16 protein-coding genes, 1 tRNA gene and 1 pseudogene are annotated in these 15,353 nt (G+C 69.9%); 12 read left to right on the top strand and 6 right to left on the bottom strand.

The features are described from left to right. Positions 1 to 3: 3 nt before the first annotated feature. The 4 genes from OH735_RS19180 to OH735_RS19165 all read right to left on the bottom strand — a co-directional run bounded on the left by OH735_RS19180 (position 4) and on the right by OH735_RS19165 (position 5,758). Complete coding sequence (locus tag OH735_RS19180) at positions 4 to 2,049, bottom strand: ATP-binding protein (RefSeq protein ID WP_406382746.1); 2,046 nt, start codon at positions 2,047 to 2,049, stop codon at positions 4 to 6. Beyond that, positions 2,046 to 2,852: a DUF4255 domain-containing protein gene (locus OH735_RS19175; RefSeq protein ID WP_406382745.1), complete on the bottom strand. Its 807-nt coding sequence runs from the start codon at positions 2,850 to 2,852 to the stop codon at positions 2,046 to 2,048. The genes OH735_RS19180 and OH735_RS19175 overlap by 4 nt, the downstream gene beginning before the upstream one ends. Before the next feature lie 28 nt (positions 2,853 to 2,880). Beyond that, on the bottom strand, positions 2,881 to 4,875 hold the full coding sequence (locus tag OH735_RS19170; RefSeq protein ID WP_406382744.1) for a VWA domain-containing protein: 1,995 nt from the start codon (positions 4,873 to 4,875) through the stop codon (positions 2,881 to 2,883). Between the two features lie 256 nt (positions 4,876 to 5,131). Next, positions 5,132 to 5,758 (bottom strand): response regulator transcription factor, encoded by a 627-nt coding sequence (locus OH735_RS19165; RefSeq protein WP_406382743.1) that lies wholly within the window; start codon positions 5,756 to 5,758, stop codon positions 5,132 to 5,134. 211 nt (positions 5,759 to 5,969) lie between these two features. On the opposite strand from OH735_RS19165, the gene OH735_RS19160 reads away from it, so the two are divergent. Further along, a complete protein-coding gene (locus tag OH735_RS19160; protein WP_406382742.1) occupies positions 5,970 to 7,304 on the top strand; it encodes a hypothetical protein in 1,335 nt (444 codons plus the stop codon). A gap of 6 nt (positions 7,305 to 7,310) precedes the next feature. Here the strand turns inward: OH735_RS19160 and OH735_RS19155 are convergent, their stop codons facing one another. Beyond that, entirely contained in the window at positions 7,311 to 8,156 is an 846-nt protein-coding gene (locus OH735_RS19155) for a DUF4157 domain-containing protein (protein ID WP_406382741.1), read from the bottom strand. A 199-nt stretch (positions 8,157 to 8,355) separates the two neighbouring features. On the opposite strand from OH735_RS19155, the pseudogene OH735_RS19150 reads away from it, so the two are divergent. From OH735_RS19150 to OH735_RS19140, 3 genes and pseudogenes are all read left to right on the top strand, one after another. Next, positions 8,356 to 8,604, top strand: a pseudogene (locus OH735_RS19150) (Fe-S cluster assembly protein HesB); the annotation flags it as partial. Between the two features lie 260 nt (positions 8,605 to 8,864). After that, positions 8,865 to 9,161, top strand: coding sequence for a type II toxin-antitoxin system VapB family antitoxin (locus OH735_RS19145; RefSeq protein WP_072488263.1), 297 nt, complete (start codon positions 8,865 to 8,867; stop codon positions 9,159 to 9,161). 243 nt (positions 9,162 to 9,404) lie between these two features. Beyond that, a complete protein-coding gene (locus OH735_RS19140; protein ID WP_406386643.1) occupies positions 9,405 to 9,998 on the top strand; it encodes a LytR C-terminal domain-containing protein in 594 nt (197 codons plus the stop codon). A gap of 64 nt (positions 9,999 to 10,062) precedes the next feature. Here the strand turns inward: OH735_RS19140 and upp are convergent, their stop codons facing one another. Next, the gene (upp, locus tag OH735_RS19135) at positions 10,063 to 10,698 is read right to left on the bottom strand and encodes a uracil phosphoribosyltransferase (RefSeq protein WP_406382740.1); all 636 of its coding nucleotides are present in this window, start codon (positions 10,696 to 10,698) and stop codon (positions 10,063 to 10,065) included. Positions 10,699 to 10,801: 103 nt separating this feature from the next. Between upp and OH735_RS19130 the strand changes: the two genes are divergently transcribed. The 8 genes from OH735_RS19130 (at position 10,802) to OH735_RS19095 (ending at position 15,353) form a co-directional block, all read left to right on the top strand. After that, entirely contained in the window at positions 10,802 to 11,020 is a 219-nt protein-coding gene (locus tag OH735_RS19130) for a hypothetical protein (RefSeq protein WP_406382739.1), read from the top strand. A gap of 187 nt (positions 11,021 to 11,207) precedes the next feature. Then, positions 11,208 to 11,774, top strand: coding sequence for a hypothetical protein (locus tag OH735_RS19125; RefSeq protein ID WP_406386642.1), 567 nt, complete (start codon positions 11,208 to 11,210; stop codon positions 11,772 to 11,774). A gap of 81 nt (positions 11,775 to 11,855) precedes the next feature. Then, positions 11,856 to 12,284: a tRNA adenosine(34) deaminase TadA gene (gene tadA, locus OH735_RS19120; RefSeq protein WP_406386641.1), complete on the top strand. Its 429-nt coding sequence runs from the start codon at positions 11,856 to 11,858 to the stop codon at positions 12,282 to 12,284. Between the two features lie 45 nt (positions 12,285 to 12,329). Beyond that, positions 12,330 to 12,414 (top strand) — tRNA-Ser (locus OH735_RS19115). Between the two features lie 277 nt (positions 12,415 to 12,691). Continuing rightward, positions 12,692 to 12,856: a hypothetical protein gene (locus tag OH735_RS19110; RefSeq protein ID WP_406382738.1), complete on the top strand. Its 165-nt coding sequence runs from the start codon at positions 12,692 to 12,694 to the stop codon at positions 12,854 to 12,856. Between the two features lie 9 nt (positions 12,857 to 12,865). Then, the gene (locus OH735_RS19105) at positions 12,866 to 13,159 is read left to right on the top strand and encodes a Dabb family protein (protein ID WP_266747422.1); all 294 of its coding nucleotides are present in this window, start codon (positions 12,866 to 12,868) and stop codon (positions 13,157 to 13,159) included. A 197-nt stretch (positions 13,160 to 13,356) separates the two neighbouring features. After that, on the top strand, positions 13,357 to 14,250 hold the full coding sequence (locus OH735_RS19100; protein ID WP_406382737.1) for an RNA polymerase sigma factor SigF: 894 nt from the start codon (positions 13,357 to 13,359) through the stop codon (positions 14,248 to 14,250). Positions 14,251 to 14,486: 236 nt separating this feature from the next. Continuing rightward, on the top strand, positions 14,487 to 15,353 hold the full coding sequence (locus OH735_RS19095; protein ID WP_406382736.1) for an RNA polymerase sigma factor SigF: 867 nt from the start codon (positions 14,487 to 14,489) through the stop codon (positions 15,351 to 15,353).

The raw sequence follows: 15,353 nt of genomic DNA, 5'->3' as shown, positions 1-15,353 counted from the left end.
ACCTCAGGCCAGCAGCCCCAGATACGGCCCGAACTCCGACGCCAGCGTCAGCCGGCCGAGCTTCTGGTACTCGCGCTGGATCGCGTGGATCAGTGTCGGCATCGTCACCGATTCGCCCGTGTCCGCCGCCAGGTACGCGGCCGTCACCGCGATCGAGCGGATGTTGCCGCCCGCCAGCTCGAAGTTCTCCGCGCAGAAGGGGAGGTCGAGGTCCGTGCCCCGGGGGAGTACCGGGCCGAGGCAGCGCTCCCAGAGGACGAGGCGCTGTTCGGGGTCCGGGACCGGGAAGTCGATGACCAGGTCCAGGCGGCGGGTGAAGGCGTCGTCCAGGTTGGCCCGGAGGTTGGTCGCGAGGATGGCCAGGCCGTCGAAGGACTCCATGCGCTGGAGGAGGTACGCGCTCTCGACGTTCGCGTAGCGGTCGTGGGCGTCCTTCACGTCCGAGCGCTTGCCGAAGATCGCGTCCGCCTCGTCGAAGAGGAGGACTCCGTTCACGCCCGCCGCTTCGGAGAAGATCCGTTCCAGGTTCTTCTCCGTCTCGCCCACGTACTTGTCGATCACCGTCGCCAGATCGACCGTGTAGAGGTCCAGGCCCAGGTCCGCGGCTATGACCTCGGCGGACATCGTCTTTCCGGTGCCGGAATCGCCCGCGAACAGGGCCGACACGCCCCGGCCCCTGCCGCCGCCGGGGCGCATGCCCCACTCCCCCAGGACCCGGTCGCGATGGCGCGCGCGGGCGGTCAGTTCGCGGAGTTGGGCGTGGGTGTCCGGGGGGAGGACCAGGTCGTTCCAGCTGACGGTGGGTTCGATGCGGCGGGCCAGGCGGTCCAGCCCCGCCGCGTTCTGGGCACGGGCGCCCTGGCGGACGTGGTCGGGGGTGAGGATGCCGCCGTCCAGGTGGGTGGTCTGGGCGGCGCCCCGGGCGGCGCGGGTGATCTGTTCCGGGGTGAGGAGGAACGGCGAGAGCAGGCGGTCCACGTCGATGGTTTCGGGGACGGGGGCGTCGTACGCGTCGGTCCAGAGGGCGGCCCGGGTCGAGGGTTCCACGCGGGGGACATGCAGGAGGAGCGGCGGGGCGGCGGACCAGGCCGCGTCCCAGGGGGCCCGGCCCACCAGGATCGTGGGGACCGGGGTGCCGGTGAGGAACCGGAGGAGCTCCGGGTGTTCACGGCAGACCGCGTCGAGCGGTGCGCAGACCAGGCCGGCGCCGGTCAGCCGGGCCTCGCGGACCAGGGAGCGGACGGCCTCGGCGGGGGCCGGATCCTCGGCCAGTCGCGCCAGGTCCAGGCCCAGGACCCGGTGGCCCGCGTGGGTCAGCGCGGAGGCCGCGAGCGCCGTGCCCGCGCCGCCCTGGTCCTCCCGGAGGTAGGCGAGCGAGGCGCCCCGGGCGAGGGCCGCGGCGAGCGGGGCCGGGTCGCCGACGCCCGGTACGGCGTGCCAGGGGGCGAGGAGTTCCGCCAGGCGCGGGTCGGGGGTGCCGTCGCCCAGAAGGTGCGCGGTGACCCGGTCGGGGACGCGGAGCGCACGGCTCAGGAACGGGCGGTCCAGGTCCTCGACGAGGAGGAGACGGCCCTCGCGCAGCGGCGCGCGGGCCGACAGCCGGCCGCGCGCCACCTGGTCGGCGGGGGACAGCCCGCAGAGCCCCAGGGCCAGACCGATGGACGGGCGGCGGCGGGTGACGTCGTCGTTCAGGTAGCCGTAGAACGCCTCGAAGCGGTCGTCGAGATCCGGTACGAGCGCGATGAGGAGGATCTCGATGTCGAGCGCGGTGAGGCCGAACTCCCCTGTCAGGGAGGTGAGTCTGGAGCGCTCGGCCGACGTGTCGTCGTAATCGGGAACGGAGAACGGAACCGGGTACGGGAAGGCGCGGGCCTCCTCCTCGTCCAGCAGGCGGGCAATGTTCTCGTCCGTGAGGTAGAGGCCGCGGAAGGCGTCGTCCGGGTCCGGGTCCGTGCGCCGCCGGGCCTCGACCGCTCGGCGGATGCGCTGCTCCACCGCTACGGCGCGGGCGAGGAGATGACGCAGATTCGGGTCACCCGCGGTGGTCATTCGGCGCCGTCCCCCGTGTTGTCCTCGGCGTGGTCTGCCGTGCCGCCCCGCATGCCCTCCGACGCACCGGCCGCCTTGCGGGTCTCGGTGATGCGGAGTGACAGGCCGCGCCGCCGTCCCGCGTCGGGGGTACGGGGAACGCCCCCGCCCGGCCGCCCCGGTCGGCCTCCGTACACCGGAAGCCCTCCTCGCCCCGGCATCGGTTCCGACAACGGCTCGGCTCCCTCGGGTACGTCCCCGAAGCGGGCCTGCAAGCCCTCGTCCCCCACCGGCGGGCCGACCACATAGCTCGGCGACGCCGTCACCGGCACGCTGACGACCAGGTCGAGCGAGGGCTTCAACTCCCCTCCCAGCGCGCTCCACACATCGGCGAACGAACGGTCCTCCGGCGGCGGCAACGCGATAGACATCGGTACGGGCGCCCCGATCTCGGCCAGGGTGCCCGCCAGCCGCTCCGGCGGCAGCGCCTCGTAACGCAGCAGACAGCCGAGCAGCGAGGAGAGCAGCCGGTGCTCGTCCTCCGGGCGCTTCGTCCATGCCGTGATCAGGTACGACAGCTTGAAGAACCGGGGTGGGCGGCGGCGCGCGACGATCGTGCCCCGCTCGTCGTAGTCGTTGTGCAGCCCCCGCTCGCGCCTGCGCATGTCCTCGCGTATGTCGTAGAGGTAGAGGTTGACCATGGGGGCGTTGACCTTCGCCGCCCACTCCCGGGTCGGGGCGTCGAAGACCACCGCGATCTGGCCGCCTTCGAGCACCTCCGCCCTGATCAGGGCCCGCAGTACGTCGTCGACCTCGTGGATCACCCGATCGCTCCCGTACGGTCGTCGGCGCTCATGCACGGCCCGCGAAGTCCGGTGGCTGGAGATTCCGCTGGACCACCAGGACCGGTTTCTGCAACCGGTCGATGTCGCGGGTGTCCACCCGGAGCTTGCGGGGGCCGAGTTTGTCCTTGCGCAGGACCGGGACCTGGACCTCGAAGGTGCCGTCGCGGCCCACGACCACACCGGACATCTCCGCAGTGATCCCGTTGTTCCACGTGAAACGTACGGTCTGCCCCGGCGGATAGTCCTTGCCACGTGCCAGCACCACTTGGCCCGGCTTGGCGACCCGCGGCGTGACGGTCAGCGAGGGCTTCAGGACGCGCAGCCGGTCGGTGTCCTGGTTGTTGGCTTTCCGGCGGTCGGGCAAGGTGCCGCGCACCGTGGCCCGTACGTCTCCGGTGACCGCGGCCCGGTACGTCGCCGTCTGGGTCACCTCGATGCGGCCACCGGCCGGGATGGTGCACGGTTCGGCCGCCGTGCAGCGGGTCAGGGCGGGCAGCCTGCGGTCCTTCGCCTTGGACGGTTTCGGCCAGGTGGAACCGATGACCACGCCCGTCGCCGCGTCCGGACCCGCGTTGGTGATGGTGAAGCGGGCGCGGGCCGGGCGGCCGGTGTACGTACGGTCCGGGCTGACGTCGACCTTCATCGCCACATCCGCAGAGGGCGGGACAGGGGCCTGAAGGACCTCGATCTCCGCCGTGTCCGTCCCCGTGTTGCCCGCCGAGTCGGTCGCCGAGCAGGTCACCGTGGTGCTGCCGACCGGGAAGAGCGAGCCGGAGGGCGGGGTGCAGGTCACCGGGAGCGTGCCGTCGGTGGCGTCCTGGGCGGTCGCGCCGTACGTCACGCGCGCACCCTTCTTGTCCTTGGCCCGGACGGTCAGATCGTCCACGGTGACGACGGGCGCGTCGACGTCGTTCACATCGATACTGATCTGCTCCTGGAAGTCCGGATCGACCACCGCGGCCGGCCCGATCGTTTCCGTGCCCGGGGGCTGGGTGCCCATCAGGAACTGGACGGTGCAGGTCAGCCGGGTGCCCTGGGGCGCGTCCGCGGAGACGTCGATGCTCTCCGCGAAGTGCGCGGTGTTCCCGCTGGTGACCTGCTGGGTGGGCGGGTCGAGACTGACGGACAGGTGAGGGTCGCAGTTGTCGAGGCGGTAGCCGACGGAGGTGGGGAGGTTGTTGAAGCCCTCGATGATGGCTTCGGTCACTCCGTCCCCGGGAATTCCGTTGAGCATGCGACCGTTGGTGGCTGCAGTGATCCGTTTGGCCTGGTCGGGCTCGTGGTACGGGTCCTGGTAGGTGGGGCTGCTATATCCGTCGCCATTGAGCCCGTCACCGTTCTCGGTCGTCACGTCGACGGCGATGACGCGTACGCCCTTGTCCTGGAGCGCGAACACCGCTTCCTCATACGGGATCTTGTTGCTGGGGTTGTGGCTCGACGCGTCACCGACCAGGACGACCACAGGGCTGGCGCCGTCCCGGAAGACAGTTTCGCCGTCCGCTCCGTTGGCCACCTTCCACAGCGCGTAAATCCAGTCCTCGGACGGCCCCTTGCTCCTGTAGCCACGCAAGGTGTTCAGCTTGTCGACACCCTCCTTCTGCACGTTGTCCAGGTTTGTCGTCAGTCCTTGGAGGACAGCGAACTCCGCTGTCGGGTCATCCTTCTCGTCGCCATAGGTGGCCACCGCAAAGCGCGAATCCTGCTGCTGTTCACGGACCTTCGCAGTGATGGACTTCAAGCCCTTCTGTACATCGCCGATCGGGACTTTCATGCTCCCGGTGCCATCCACCAACAGCACCACATCCGGCTTCGGCGGAATCGCGGGCGTACGCACCTGCTTCGCCACACCGGTGGAACCACCGGGGTCGACCGCGTCGGTGAACTCGGCAGGGGTGACCCAGGGCTCGGGCACCGCCACTGCCGGCGCCTCGGCGGTTACGGCCGAGCCGGGAGCGATGCCGGTGGCCACGAGGAGAAGGGCAAGCGCCGGAACACGGAGCATCGCGAGGGTCCTGAGGGTCCTGCGCGAGGCGGAGGACCGGGGCCGGGCGACCGGACCCGTCCGTGACCGCGGTACCCGCTGAAGCGGCTGGAACCAGCGCACGGAAGTCCTCCCCCACCCTCGGCCGATCGGTGTACCGGGTCACTGTCCCGTACGCACGGCCGACCCGCAGCGGTACGGAAGTCACACCCTCGGGAAGCCCCCACTGCCCTTTCGGGCAGCCACCTCATTCGCCGGACACGGGCGTACGGACCGCTCAGATCAGCCCTTGCCGCATCGCGTACGCCACCGCATGCGACCGGTTCCGCAGTTGCAGCCGAGTCATCACCGAATGCAGCACGTTCTTGATCGTGCGCTCGGAATAGGCCAGCTTCGTCGCGATGTCGGCGGTGTCGTATCCCTCCGCGACCAGGCGCAGCACATCCACCTCGCGCGCCGCGAGACCGGTGAAGTGCAGTCCGCGCGGACCGAGCACCTGCCCCTGGAGGCGTCCGACCTCCTCCAGCAGCCTGCCCAGCAGGTCGGACGGGAGATGGCCTTCGCCCCGCGCCACCGTCCTTATGACCTGGACCAGATGTTCCGGGGTCGACTCGGAACGCCTGACCACACCGGCGACACCGCACTCCGCGGCGCTCACCAGCTTCTGCTCGTCGATGTCCGTGGTGACGAGGACGGTGCGTGAGGTGCTGGTGCGCTGGATGTTGCGCAGCATCGTCAGCACCTCGTCATCGACCGTGTCCACGACGACGACCACGATCTGGGGCGAGGAGTCACCCTCCCCCCAGTCCGTCACGCTGACCTCCGGCCGGGTTCGTAACTGACTGGCCACGCCCGCCTGCGAGATCGGATCCTGGGCCCGTAATGCGACAGTGGTGCGCTCCATGGCAATGCTCCCCCTGGGCAACAGCCGATGGCATCACACTGAACACAACCATCACGGCTGTTCTTGTGTGCCTCATTCGTCTTGAGGCGGTCAAACGATTCCCGCGTATACCTACAGGGAAACAAAAAAGCCGATCCGGGCACAGAATCTGCCCGGAAGTGTTCCTTCACGGCCGATGTCGGCGTTCGGCGCCGACCCTACGGTGCGCCCTATGAGTCTCACGGCAAGCCTCGACGATTCGTCCGTCACTGCCGCACCGGGCGAGGAGACGGTCCTCCCCCTGCGGATCCTCAACTCCGGCAGCACCGTCGAGGAATACCGCTTCGAGGTGGTCGGTTCCTGTGCCGCCTGGTCGACGGTGGAGCCGGCGAGCCTGTCGCTGTATCCGGGCGACGCCCAGGCCGTCTCTCTCGTCCTGCGTCCGCCCCGCGACTCGACCGTACCCGCGGGGGAAACGCCCTTCGGGATCCGGGTGGTGCCCACCAGCGAGCAGGGCGACACGGTGGTGCCCGAAGGGCGGGTGACCGTACTCCCGTTCACCGAGACGACCGCCGAGCTGGTACCGCGCAGCTCGCACGGCGCGTGGCGCGGCCGGCACCAACTCGCCGTCGACAACCGGGGAAACACGCCCGCGACCGTGCGACTGGGGGCCCAGTCGGGTACGGAGCGGGCACGGGTCACGTTCGCGGCGGACACGCTGCAGATCGCGCCCGGCCGGGCGGAGTTCGGAAAGCTGCGGATCCGGCCGGCGAAGCGCGTGTGGCGCGGCACGCCGGTCACGCATCCGTTCCAGGTCGTCGCCACGCCGGATGTGGCGGAGGGGCAGGATCCGGTCGCGCCGGTGGTCCTGGACGGTTCGTACCAGCAGGAGCCGATCCTGCCGCGCTGGCTTCCCCGGGCCCTCATCACCGCGGCTGTACTGCTGATCGCGCTGGTCGGGCTCTGGTACGCGCTGCTGCGACCGGCCGTGAAGTCGGCGGCCCGGGAGGCGGTCACGCCGGAAGCGGTACGGTCCGCCGCCGCGGCCGACAAGAGCAACGCCCCGAGCCCCGGCCCCACGGCCGGGTCGGATTCGGGCGGCGGCGATTCCTCCGGTGCGAACGGCACCTCACCGAAGCCGAGTGCCTCGCCGAACCCCGGCGCGTCCGACGGCACCTCCGACGGCTCGGCGGCCGCCGCCCCGACCAGTGCGCAGGTGCAGGTCAGGGACTCGGTGGGCGGGGGGTCGAACACCTCGACGGCCCTGCAGGTGCCCGCCGAGCACACCTTCCAGCTGACCGACATCGTGGTCCAGAACCCGCAGGGCGACGCGGGCACGCTCGTGGTCTCCTCCGGGCGGGACGCGCCCGTGCTCCGGCTCGCGATGGAGAACTTCCGCGACTCCGACTACCACTTCGTCACGCCGATCCTGGTGCCCGCCGGTGGCAAGGTCACGATGACCGTCGACTGCCGGAAAGTGGGCAAGCCGGTGAACGCGCCGACGCCTTCGCGGTGTGCGGAGTCGCTGTTCCTCGGCGGCACGATGCGGACGGACACCGCGGGCTGACTCCGGTCAGGCGGGCGGGGCCTCTTCCTCCTCCTCGGTCCCTTCCTTCGCCCGTTGGACGAAGGAACCCTGTACGTCGGCGGGTTGCTCGTCCTCGTCCTCCGTCGCCGCCCGCTGCACAGCGGGGGACGCGGCGGGGGACGTGTCATGCCCGACCGCGCCGGTCGCAGCCGCCTGAGCCGAATCCGACGCCGAATCCGATGCCGGAGCCGGGTCCGACAGCACCCGGTCGGCGTTCGCAACGGCCTCCCGCTCGAAGCGGTCTGACGGGTCGCTCACCCGGATACCGCCCGGCGCCTCCGTGCCCTCCACCGGACCGTTGCGCTGCTGGATCACATGGGTGAGCTCATGGGCGAGCGTGGTACGGCCCTGCGTCGAGGACGGATCGTACGCGTCACGCTGGAAGACGACGTTGTTGCCGACCGTGTACGCGTGGGCGCCCACGCCCTTCGCCGACTCGTGCGCGGCGGAGTCGGTGTGGATGCGCACATCGGAGAAGTCCGCGCCCATCCGCCCCTCCAGGTCGGTGCGGGTATCGGTGTCCAGGGGCTGCCCGCCGCCGGACGAGATCACGTTGTGCACGGGGGAGCGCTCGTCCTCCTCCTGCCTCTGGAGCATCGATCCCACGGCGCTGTTACCGACCGCCCGTTGGAGCACACTCATGCCGCCGGTCCCGACCACGTCGGCCCGCCCGACGGCCGCCGCACGGTAGAGGTGCGGGGTGTCCGCCGCGTCCCGGCCCTCGGCCGCCCTCGACTCGTGCTGGGTGTCGTCGAGCACCTGCTCCTGGCCGTGCCCGTGGTCACGCTCGTGGTCGTGTTCCTGGTCCCATTCCTGTACGTGCATCGTCATCTCCCCTGACCGCGCCCCGGTCGAAGGCGCGTCGTGATGGCCCCACCACTCCACCTTCACGACGTGCCAGTGCCTCGTCCAGCCCGGATCCCGCCGGCCGGGGGCAGCCGCCGCTGCCCCTTCGGGCACCCGGGCTCTCCGGGTGGCCCACCAATCTCCATGGCCGAGGGGGTCCCCCTGCTCCTTTGGAGCTTGGGGGAGGGTGCAGCAGTTGTGCCAATACCTGGTGGCGGATTACGACTGCGACGCGAGCGCGGTGTGGAGCGATGTCGCCACCTTCGGGGTCCGGCCGACGGGCTGGCGGGAGGCGGCCGGTCCGTACGGCAAGGCGGGTTCGCACCGGTCGGTCGCCGACATCACCGGCCCGGAATCACTCGCCGAGGTCCGCGCGTACAAGCAGCAGGCCAAACAGGCGGCCAGGGCGGCCGAACCTGCAGCCGACAAGTAGACGACACCGACTGGGCAACACCAGGTTGACAACACCGAGTCGGCGACACCACGCAGACGGCGTACCCGTCGGCAAGCTCCTGCGCCTGCGCCGGCGACACTCCGGCGCCGCCGGTGTCCGAACCCGCGCCTCCACCCGTGCTGTCGCTGCCACTCATCACGGCCCCTATTCCGGAATGCCTGGGTTTATGGCGTTATCGCCAGCATCGCAGTCCTGCCCCATGGCTGCGCCCGGAGGCTCTTGCCCGGTAGGCTTTCCGTGTGATCTTCAAGCGCATCGGAAATGGGCGGCCTTATCCCGACCACGGCCGGGAAAGCACCCGGCAGTGGGCGGACGTCGCGCCGCGCCCGGTCCGCCTCGATCAGTTGGTGACCACCAAGGGCAACCTGGACCTGGAGACCCTCCTCGCCGAGGACTCGACGTTCTACGGCGACCTCTTCGCGCACGTCGTGAAGTGGCAGGGCGACCTCTACCTGGAGGACGGACTGCACCGCGCGGTCCGCGCCGCGCTTCAGCAGCGCCAGGTACTCCATGCCCGGGTACTCGAACTCGGCTGACGAAGGCTCGCGGGCACCCTGCGGACTCCCGGACTCGCGCGGACTCCCGGACTCGCGCGGACTCCCGGAGTCCCCGCCGACTCGCCGCGGATTCCCGTACGGGCTCGCAGCCTTGTGCACGGCCCGCCCCGGGTTCGTTCGGGTGCTTTCACACCCGGACGGGTGCGATCCATTGATCATTTAGTAGGCATCATCACTGGGCCGCACTACGCTGCGCCCATGAGCATGCTCACTCCCCCCGGCATGGGCGGAAAGTACCGCATCACGGGCGACAAGTACCCGCGCATGCGCCGCCCCCGGCGTCGCGGCAAACTGATCCTCGCTGCCACCGCTTCCGTGGTCGCCCTCGGGCTGGCCGGATGGGGCACGCTGCAGCTCATCGACGTCTTCACGGGCAGCAACAGGAAGGCCAGCGCCGCCGACCACAAGACGGACTGCCCGACGGCCAAGCCGTCCGCGCTCGCGAAGGCGCTGCCGAAGCCCGCGAAGATCACCGTCAACGTCTACAACGCGACACCGCGCAGCGGCCTCGCCAAGAAGGCCGCCGACGAGCTGAAGAAGCGCGGCTTCACCATCGGCGAGGTGGGCAACGCCCCGGCCGCGTACGACAAGAAGGTCCCCGGCCCGGGGGTGCTGCTCGGCGCTCCGTCGGCCACGAACGGCTCGTTCCCGGTCCTCGGTACGCAGTTGCAGGGGGCCGTCCTCAAGACCGACGCCCGCAGGACGGCGGACGTCGATCTGATTCTCGGTACGAAGTTCACGGCGTTCAGCACGCCCCGGTCGGCCGCCGACGCGCTCACGGCCCTGACGAATCCGTCCCCCGCGCCGTCCTGCTGACGGACTGCCGGGCCGGGCCCGGCAGCCCGGCACAACCCGCCCGGGCCCGATCCGGACGAACGTCCTAGTCGGCCGTGCCGTACATCCGGTCGCCCGCGTCACCGAGGCCCGGGACGATGTAGCCGTCCTCGTTGAGCCGCTCGTCGACCGAGGCGGTGACCACTGTCACCGGCGTACCCGCCAGCTCGCGCTCCATCACCTCGACGCCCTCGGGCGCCGCGAGGAGCACGACCGCGGTGACATCGTCCGCACCGCGCTTGATCAGCTCCTGAATGGCCGCGACCAGCGTGCCGCCGGTGGCCAGCATCGGGTCCAGGACATACACCTGGCGGCCCGAGAGGTCCTCCGGCATCCGCGTCGCGTACGTGGACGCCTGGAGCGTCTCCTCGTCGCGGATCATGCCCAGGAAACCCACCTCGGCGGTCGGCAGCAGCCGCACCATGCCGTCGAGCATGCCGAGACCGGCCCGCAGGATCGGTACGACCAGCGGCCGCGGGTGCGACAGCTTCACGCCGGTCGTCGGTGTGACCGGGGTCTCGATGTCGACCAGTTCGGTGCGCACATCCCGGGTGGCCTCGTAGGCGAGCAGGGTGACCAGCTCGTCGGCGAGCCGCCGGAAGGTCGGGGAGTCGGTGCGCCTGTCGCGCAGGGTGGTGAGTTTGTGCGCGACCAGTGGGTGGTCGACAACGTGGATCCGCATGGGCTCAACAGTAACCGGGCCTCCCGCACCCGTGCGCTGGCATCAACCGCATGTTCGGAGGGAAGGTGGTGGCATACGGACCCAGCCTTGGGGTGATGAGCCGATGCCGGACGGTGAACAGCGGGAGCCGGACCAGCCGGACACGCCGGTCCCGCAGGACGCCGAGGACCTGCGGGAGACCGAGGCGGCGCGCCGCAGACGGCGCGCCCAGTTCCTCCGCGAGCTTCACGAGGCGAAGGCGCTCCGCGACCGGGTCCAGCCGCGCCGGGCGCGGGCCGCCCGGATGCGCCAGGCCATGCGGATGCGGACCTTCCGCTGGTAGGTCGGACGGCGGCCCGGCGTCCCCCTGGTGGCGGCGTCCAGGAGAACTGATGGCCGACGCAACGGCCGAACTCCTCTCGCAAAGGCCTTGTTTCTGCCACGATTCCGATGGGCGGGACGCAGGGCAGCCGGACCACCGACTGCCCTCCCGCCGGACCGACACCCCTATGACCAGTGGGAGAGTCACGGTGTACTTCGCCGCACTGCTCGCGCGCACCGAAGACGGGTGGGAAGCGAGCGACACGGAACTCGACGATGTGGAGACCCTGTCCGACCTGACGGATCTGGCCCGCGAGGCCTCGGTGGACGAGGACACGGTGCTCGTCTTCATCGAGCAGGAGGACGCCTGGTTCGGCGTCGTCCGGGTGGACGGTGAGGAAGACCCCCGTATCTTCATCTCGGACGCCACCGCCGCCGCCCGCTCCTCGTACGGGGAGATCCTGCTCACCGACGAACTGCTCGGCCGCGAACCCGGGGCCGACGACACCATTGCCGCCCTCGAAGAGCTCGTCGGCCTCGACGGTACGGAGGACGGCGAACCGGACATCACCCCCGACAACGACAACGACGACACCAACGACGAAGACGACGACGGACTCGATGCCGACGCCGTACCGGCGGGCCCGCTCGGTGACACCGGGATCCTGGCCGACCTCGGGCTCCCCGAGGCGGAACTGCTGATGCTGCGTACGGACGCACTGGTGGAGATCGCGGACGCGCTGGGTGCGGCCGAGGTCATGGAGGCCGTCCGTTAGGGTCCGCGGGTGAGCGAACCACCGCACCCGCAAGGACCACCGGAACCGTACGACCCCGTGCGAGACCCGTGGCGGGCGCACATGCGCCGCGCCCTGGCCGAGGCCGACCTGGCAGCGCGGGCCGGCGATGTGCCGGTCGGCGCCGTCCTGCTCGGCCCGGACGGCGCCCTGCTCGCCACGGGGCACAACGAACGCGAGGCGACCGGCGACCCGACCGCGCACGCCGAGGTCCTCGCCCTCCGCCGCGCCGCGGCGGCACTCGGCCGGTGGCGGCTGTCCGGATGCACCCTGGTGGTCACCCTGGAGCCCTGCACGATGTGCGCGGGCGCTCTGGTCCAGGCCCGCGTGGACCGGGTGGTCTACGGGGCGCGCGACGAGAAGGCGGGGGCGGCGGGCTCGCTCTGGGACGTCGTACGCGACCGACGGCTCAACCACCGCCCGGAGGTGATCCACGGAGTGCTGGAGGACATCTGCGCCGACCGGCTGACCGCCTTCTTCCGGGACCGCTGACATTGGATTTCTGTCCACGCCCCGGGATGGTCTAAGCTCTCTCTCGGTAGCGTGTCCGAGCGGCCGAAGGAGCTCGCCTCGAAAGCGAGTGTGGGGAAACTCACCGAGGGTTCAAATCCCTCCGCTACCGCTCTTGTGAAGGGCCCGGCGCATCGCGTCGGGCCCTTCGACTTTTCCGTACCGACTCGTACCGGCACGCGATACGCACACGGACCCGCGGGGCTCACCCTCCCTCCTGCGGCCTCGCAGGGCCGCAGGGGCGGGCAAAGGGCCCCGATGGCCGGGCCGTTGGTCCTCAAAGGCCGTGCGAGTGGTCGCGAACTGCAGAGGGATACGGCCATTCGTGCGGATAGAATCGCCCGACTGCACAGGAGATCGAAACAGGGATCGAAGGGGAGGCAGGGGCTGTGGTGCAAGCGAAGAAGATAGCTCTCTACGTGGTAGTCGTCTTCGTGATGTACACGATCATCGCGTCCCCGCGCCGGGCGGCGGAACTCGTCCAGGTAGGGTTCGAGGGCGTTTCGAGTGCCGCGCAGAGCGTCGGGGACTTCATGTCCGAGCTCGTGAAGTAGGAGTACCCCATGATCCGCCACCTGGTCCTGTTCAAGCTGAACGACGGCGTCGAGCGGGACGACCCGCGGGTCGTCGCGGGGGCGCAGGCCTTCCGGGAGCTGGAGGGGCAGGTCCCCGAGCTGGAGTTCTGGGAGTGCGCCTGGAACATCACCGACCGGCCGATCGCGTACGACTTCGCCATCAACTCCGCGGTCGCCGACGAGGACGCTTTGAAGCGCTACATCGAGCATCCGGCCCATCAGGCCGCCGCCGGCCAGTGGCGCGCGTTCGCCACCTGGGTGATTGCCGACTATCCGTTCTGATCCGCCCGCTCCGCCTGCCGTAGCCGGTCCTCCGAGCCCCTCACCATTGCGGTGAGGGGCTTTTCTTAGCGTTTAAACCAAGTTGACCCCAACACGGCGCTATACGGTGCTTGCACACAGTGGACATGTCTTGTGATGCTATGACCGCTTTTGATGGATGAGTTGACCGAAGTTGACCGCAAAGGGGTGGCGTCATCGTGCCGGCCAGTGCAGCGCCTCAAGTGCCTCCCCAGACCGTCCAGACCGTCCAGACCGTCGAGACGGTCCAAGCAGCCCAGACGGTCCAGACCGAGACGCCCGACAGCACCGCGACGACGCCCGGCAGGACCAGGGGCGCGGACACCAGGGCACTCACCCAGGTCCTCTTCGGCCAGCTCAAGAACCTGGAGCCGGGGACTCCGGAACACGGCCGGGTACGGGCCGCGCTGATCGAGGCGAACCTGCCCCTCGTGCGGTACGCCGCCGCGCGCTTCCGGAGCCGCAACGAGCCGATGGAGGACGTCGTCCAGGTCGGCACGATCGGCCTGATCAACGCCATCGACCGGTTCGACCCCGAACGCGGCGTCCAGTTCCCGACCTTCGCGATGCCGACCGTCGTGGGCGAGATCAAGCGGTACTTCCGGGACAACGTGCGCACCGTCCACGTCCCGCGCCGGCTGCACGAGCTCTGGGTCCAGGTCACCGGCGCCACCGAGGACCTGACGACCGCCCACGGCCGCTCGCCCACCACCGCGGAGATCGCCGAGCGGCTGAAGATCTCCGAGGACGAGGTGCTGGCCTGCATCGAGGCGGGCCGCTCCTACCACGCGACGTCGCTGGAGGCCGCCCAGGAGGGCGACGGTCTGCCCGGACTGCTGGACCGGCTCGGCTACGAGGACCCGGCCCTCGCCGGAGTCGAGCACCGCGACCTGGTCCGGCACCTGCTCGTACAGCTGCCCGAACGCGAGCAGCGCATCCTGCTGCTGCGCTACTACAGCAATCTGACGCAATCACAGATCAGCGCGGAACTGGGGGTCTCCCAGATGCATGTGTCAAGGCTGCTGGCCCGTAGCTTCGCCCGACTTCGATCCGCAAACAGGATCGATGCCTAACCGGTTCGGGTAGCGCACTCGAAGTCCGGTTCGGACGGCCGGAATTGCGTCACACCCCCTGTTAACTGCGCAGATGCCACAAAGACTTGTCGACATGTCACTACAGCGTGTTGCCGACATGTGACATTCTGCGGGAACCGCGTTTGCCGTGGCCCCGCCTCCGGTATTCAGGTGGAGGCTGCGTTCCTCCGATGGTCGCGGCTCCACGCGACCGTCCGCGACCTCAAGGGGGTGGCATGTCCGCAGAACAGGGCAGCTCGAAGGTGCTCACGCTCACGAAGAGCGCACCCGTACCCGCTGTGCTCACCAGCTCGCCGGAAGCCATCGATACCCGCACTCTGTCCCGCTCACTGTTCCTGCGGCTCGCCGCACTGGGGCCCGCACCGGGCCCCGACGGAACGGACAGCCCGGAGCGTGCCTATGTACGGGACACACTCATCGAGCTCAACCTCCCGCTGGTGCGGTACGCCGCGGCGCGGTTCCGCAGCCGCAACGAGCCGATGGAGGACATCGTCCAGGTCGGCACGATCGGCCTGATCAAGGCGATCGACCGGTTCGACTGCGAACGGGGGGTGGAATTCCCGACGTTCGCGATGCCGACCGTCGTCGGGGAGATCAAGCGCTTCTTCCGCGACACGTCGTGGTCGGTGCGCGTCCCGCGCCGGCTCCAGGAGCTGCGTCTCGCGCTGACCAAGACCAGCGACGAACTCGCGCAGAAGCTCGACCGTTCGCCAACCGTGCCGGAACTGGCCAAGGCGCTCGGTGTCTCCGAGGAGGACGTGGTCGACGGCCTGGCCGTCGGCAACGCGTACACCGCCTCCTCGCTGGACTCACCCTCGCCCGAGGACGACGGCGGCGAGGGCTCCCTGGCGGACCGGCTGGGGTACGAGGACTCGGCGCTGGAGGGCGTCGAGTACCGCGAATCGCTCAAGCCACTGCTGGCCAAGCTTCCGCCGCGCGAGCGCCAGATCATCATGCTGCGGTTCTTCGCCAACATGACCCAGTCGCAGATCGGCGAGGAGGTCGGCATCTCGCAGATGCACGTCTCGCGGCTGCTGACCCGTACGCTCGCCCAGCTCAGGGAAGGGCTCATCGCCGACTGA

Origin of the sequence: Streptomyces sp. NBC_01618 (assembly GCF_045209435.1) — a bacterium.
Lineage (GTDB): Bacteria > Actinomycetota > Actinomycetes > Streptomycetales > Streptomycetaceae > Streptomyces.
This window is presented reverse-complemented; position numbering and strand designations above follow the sequence as displayed.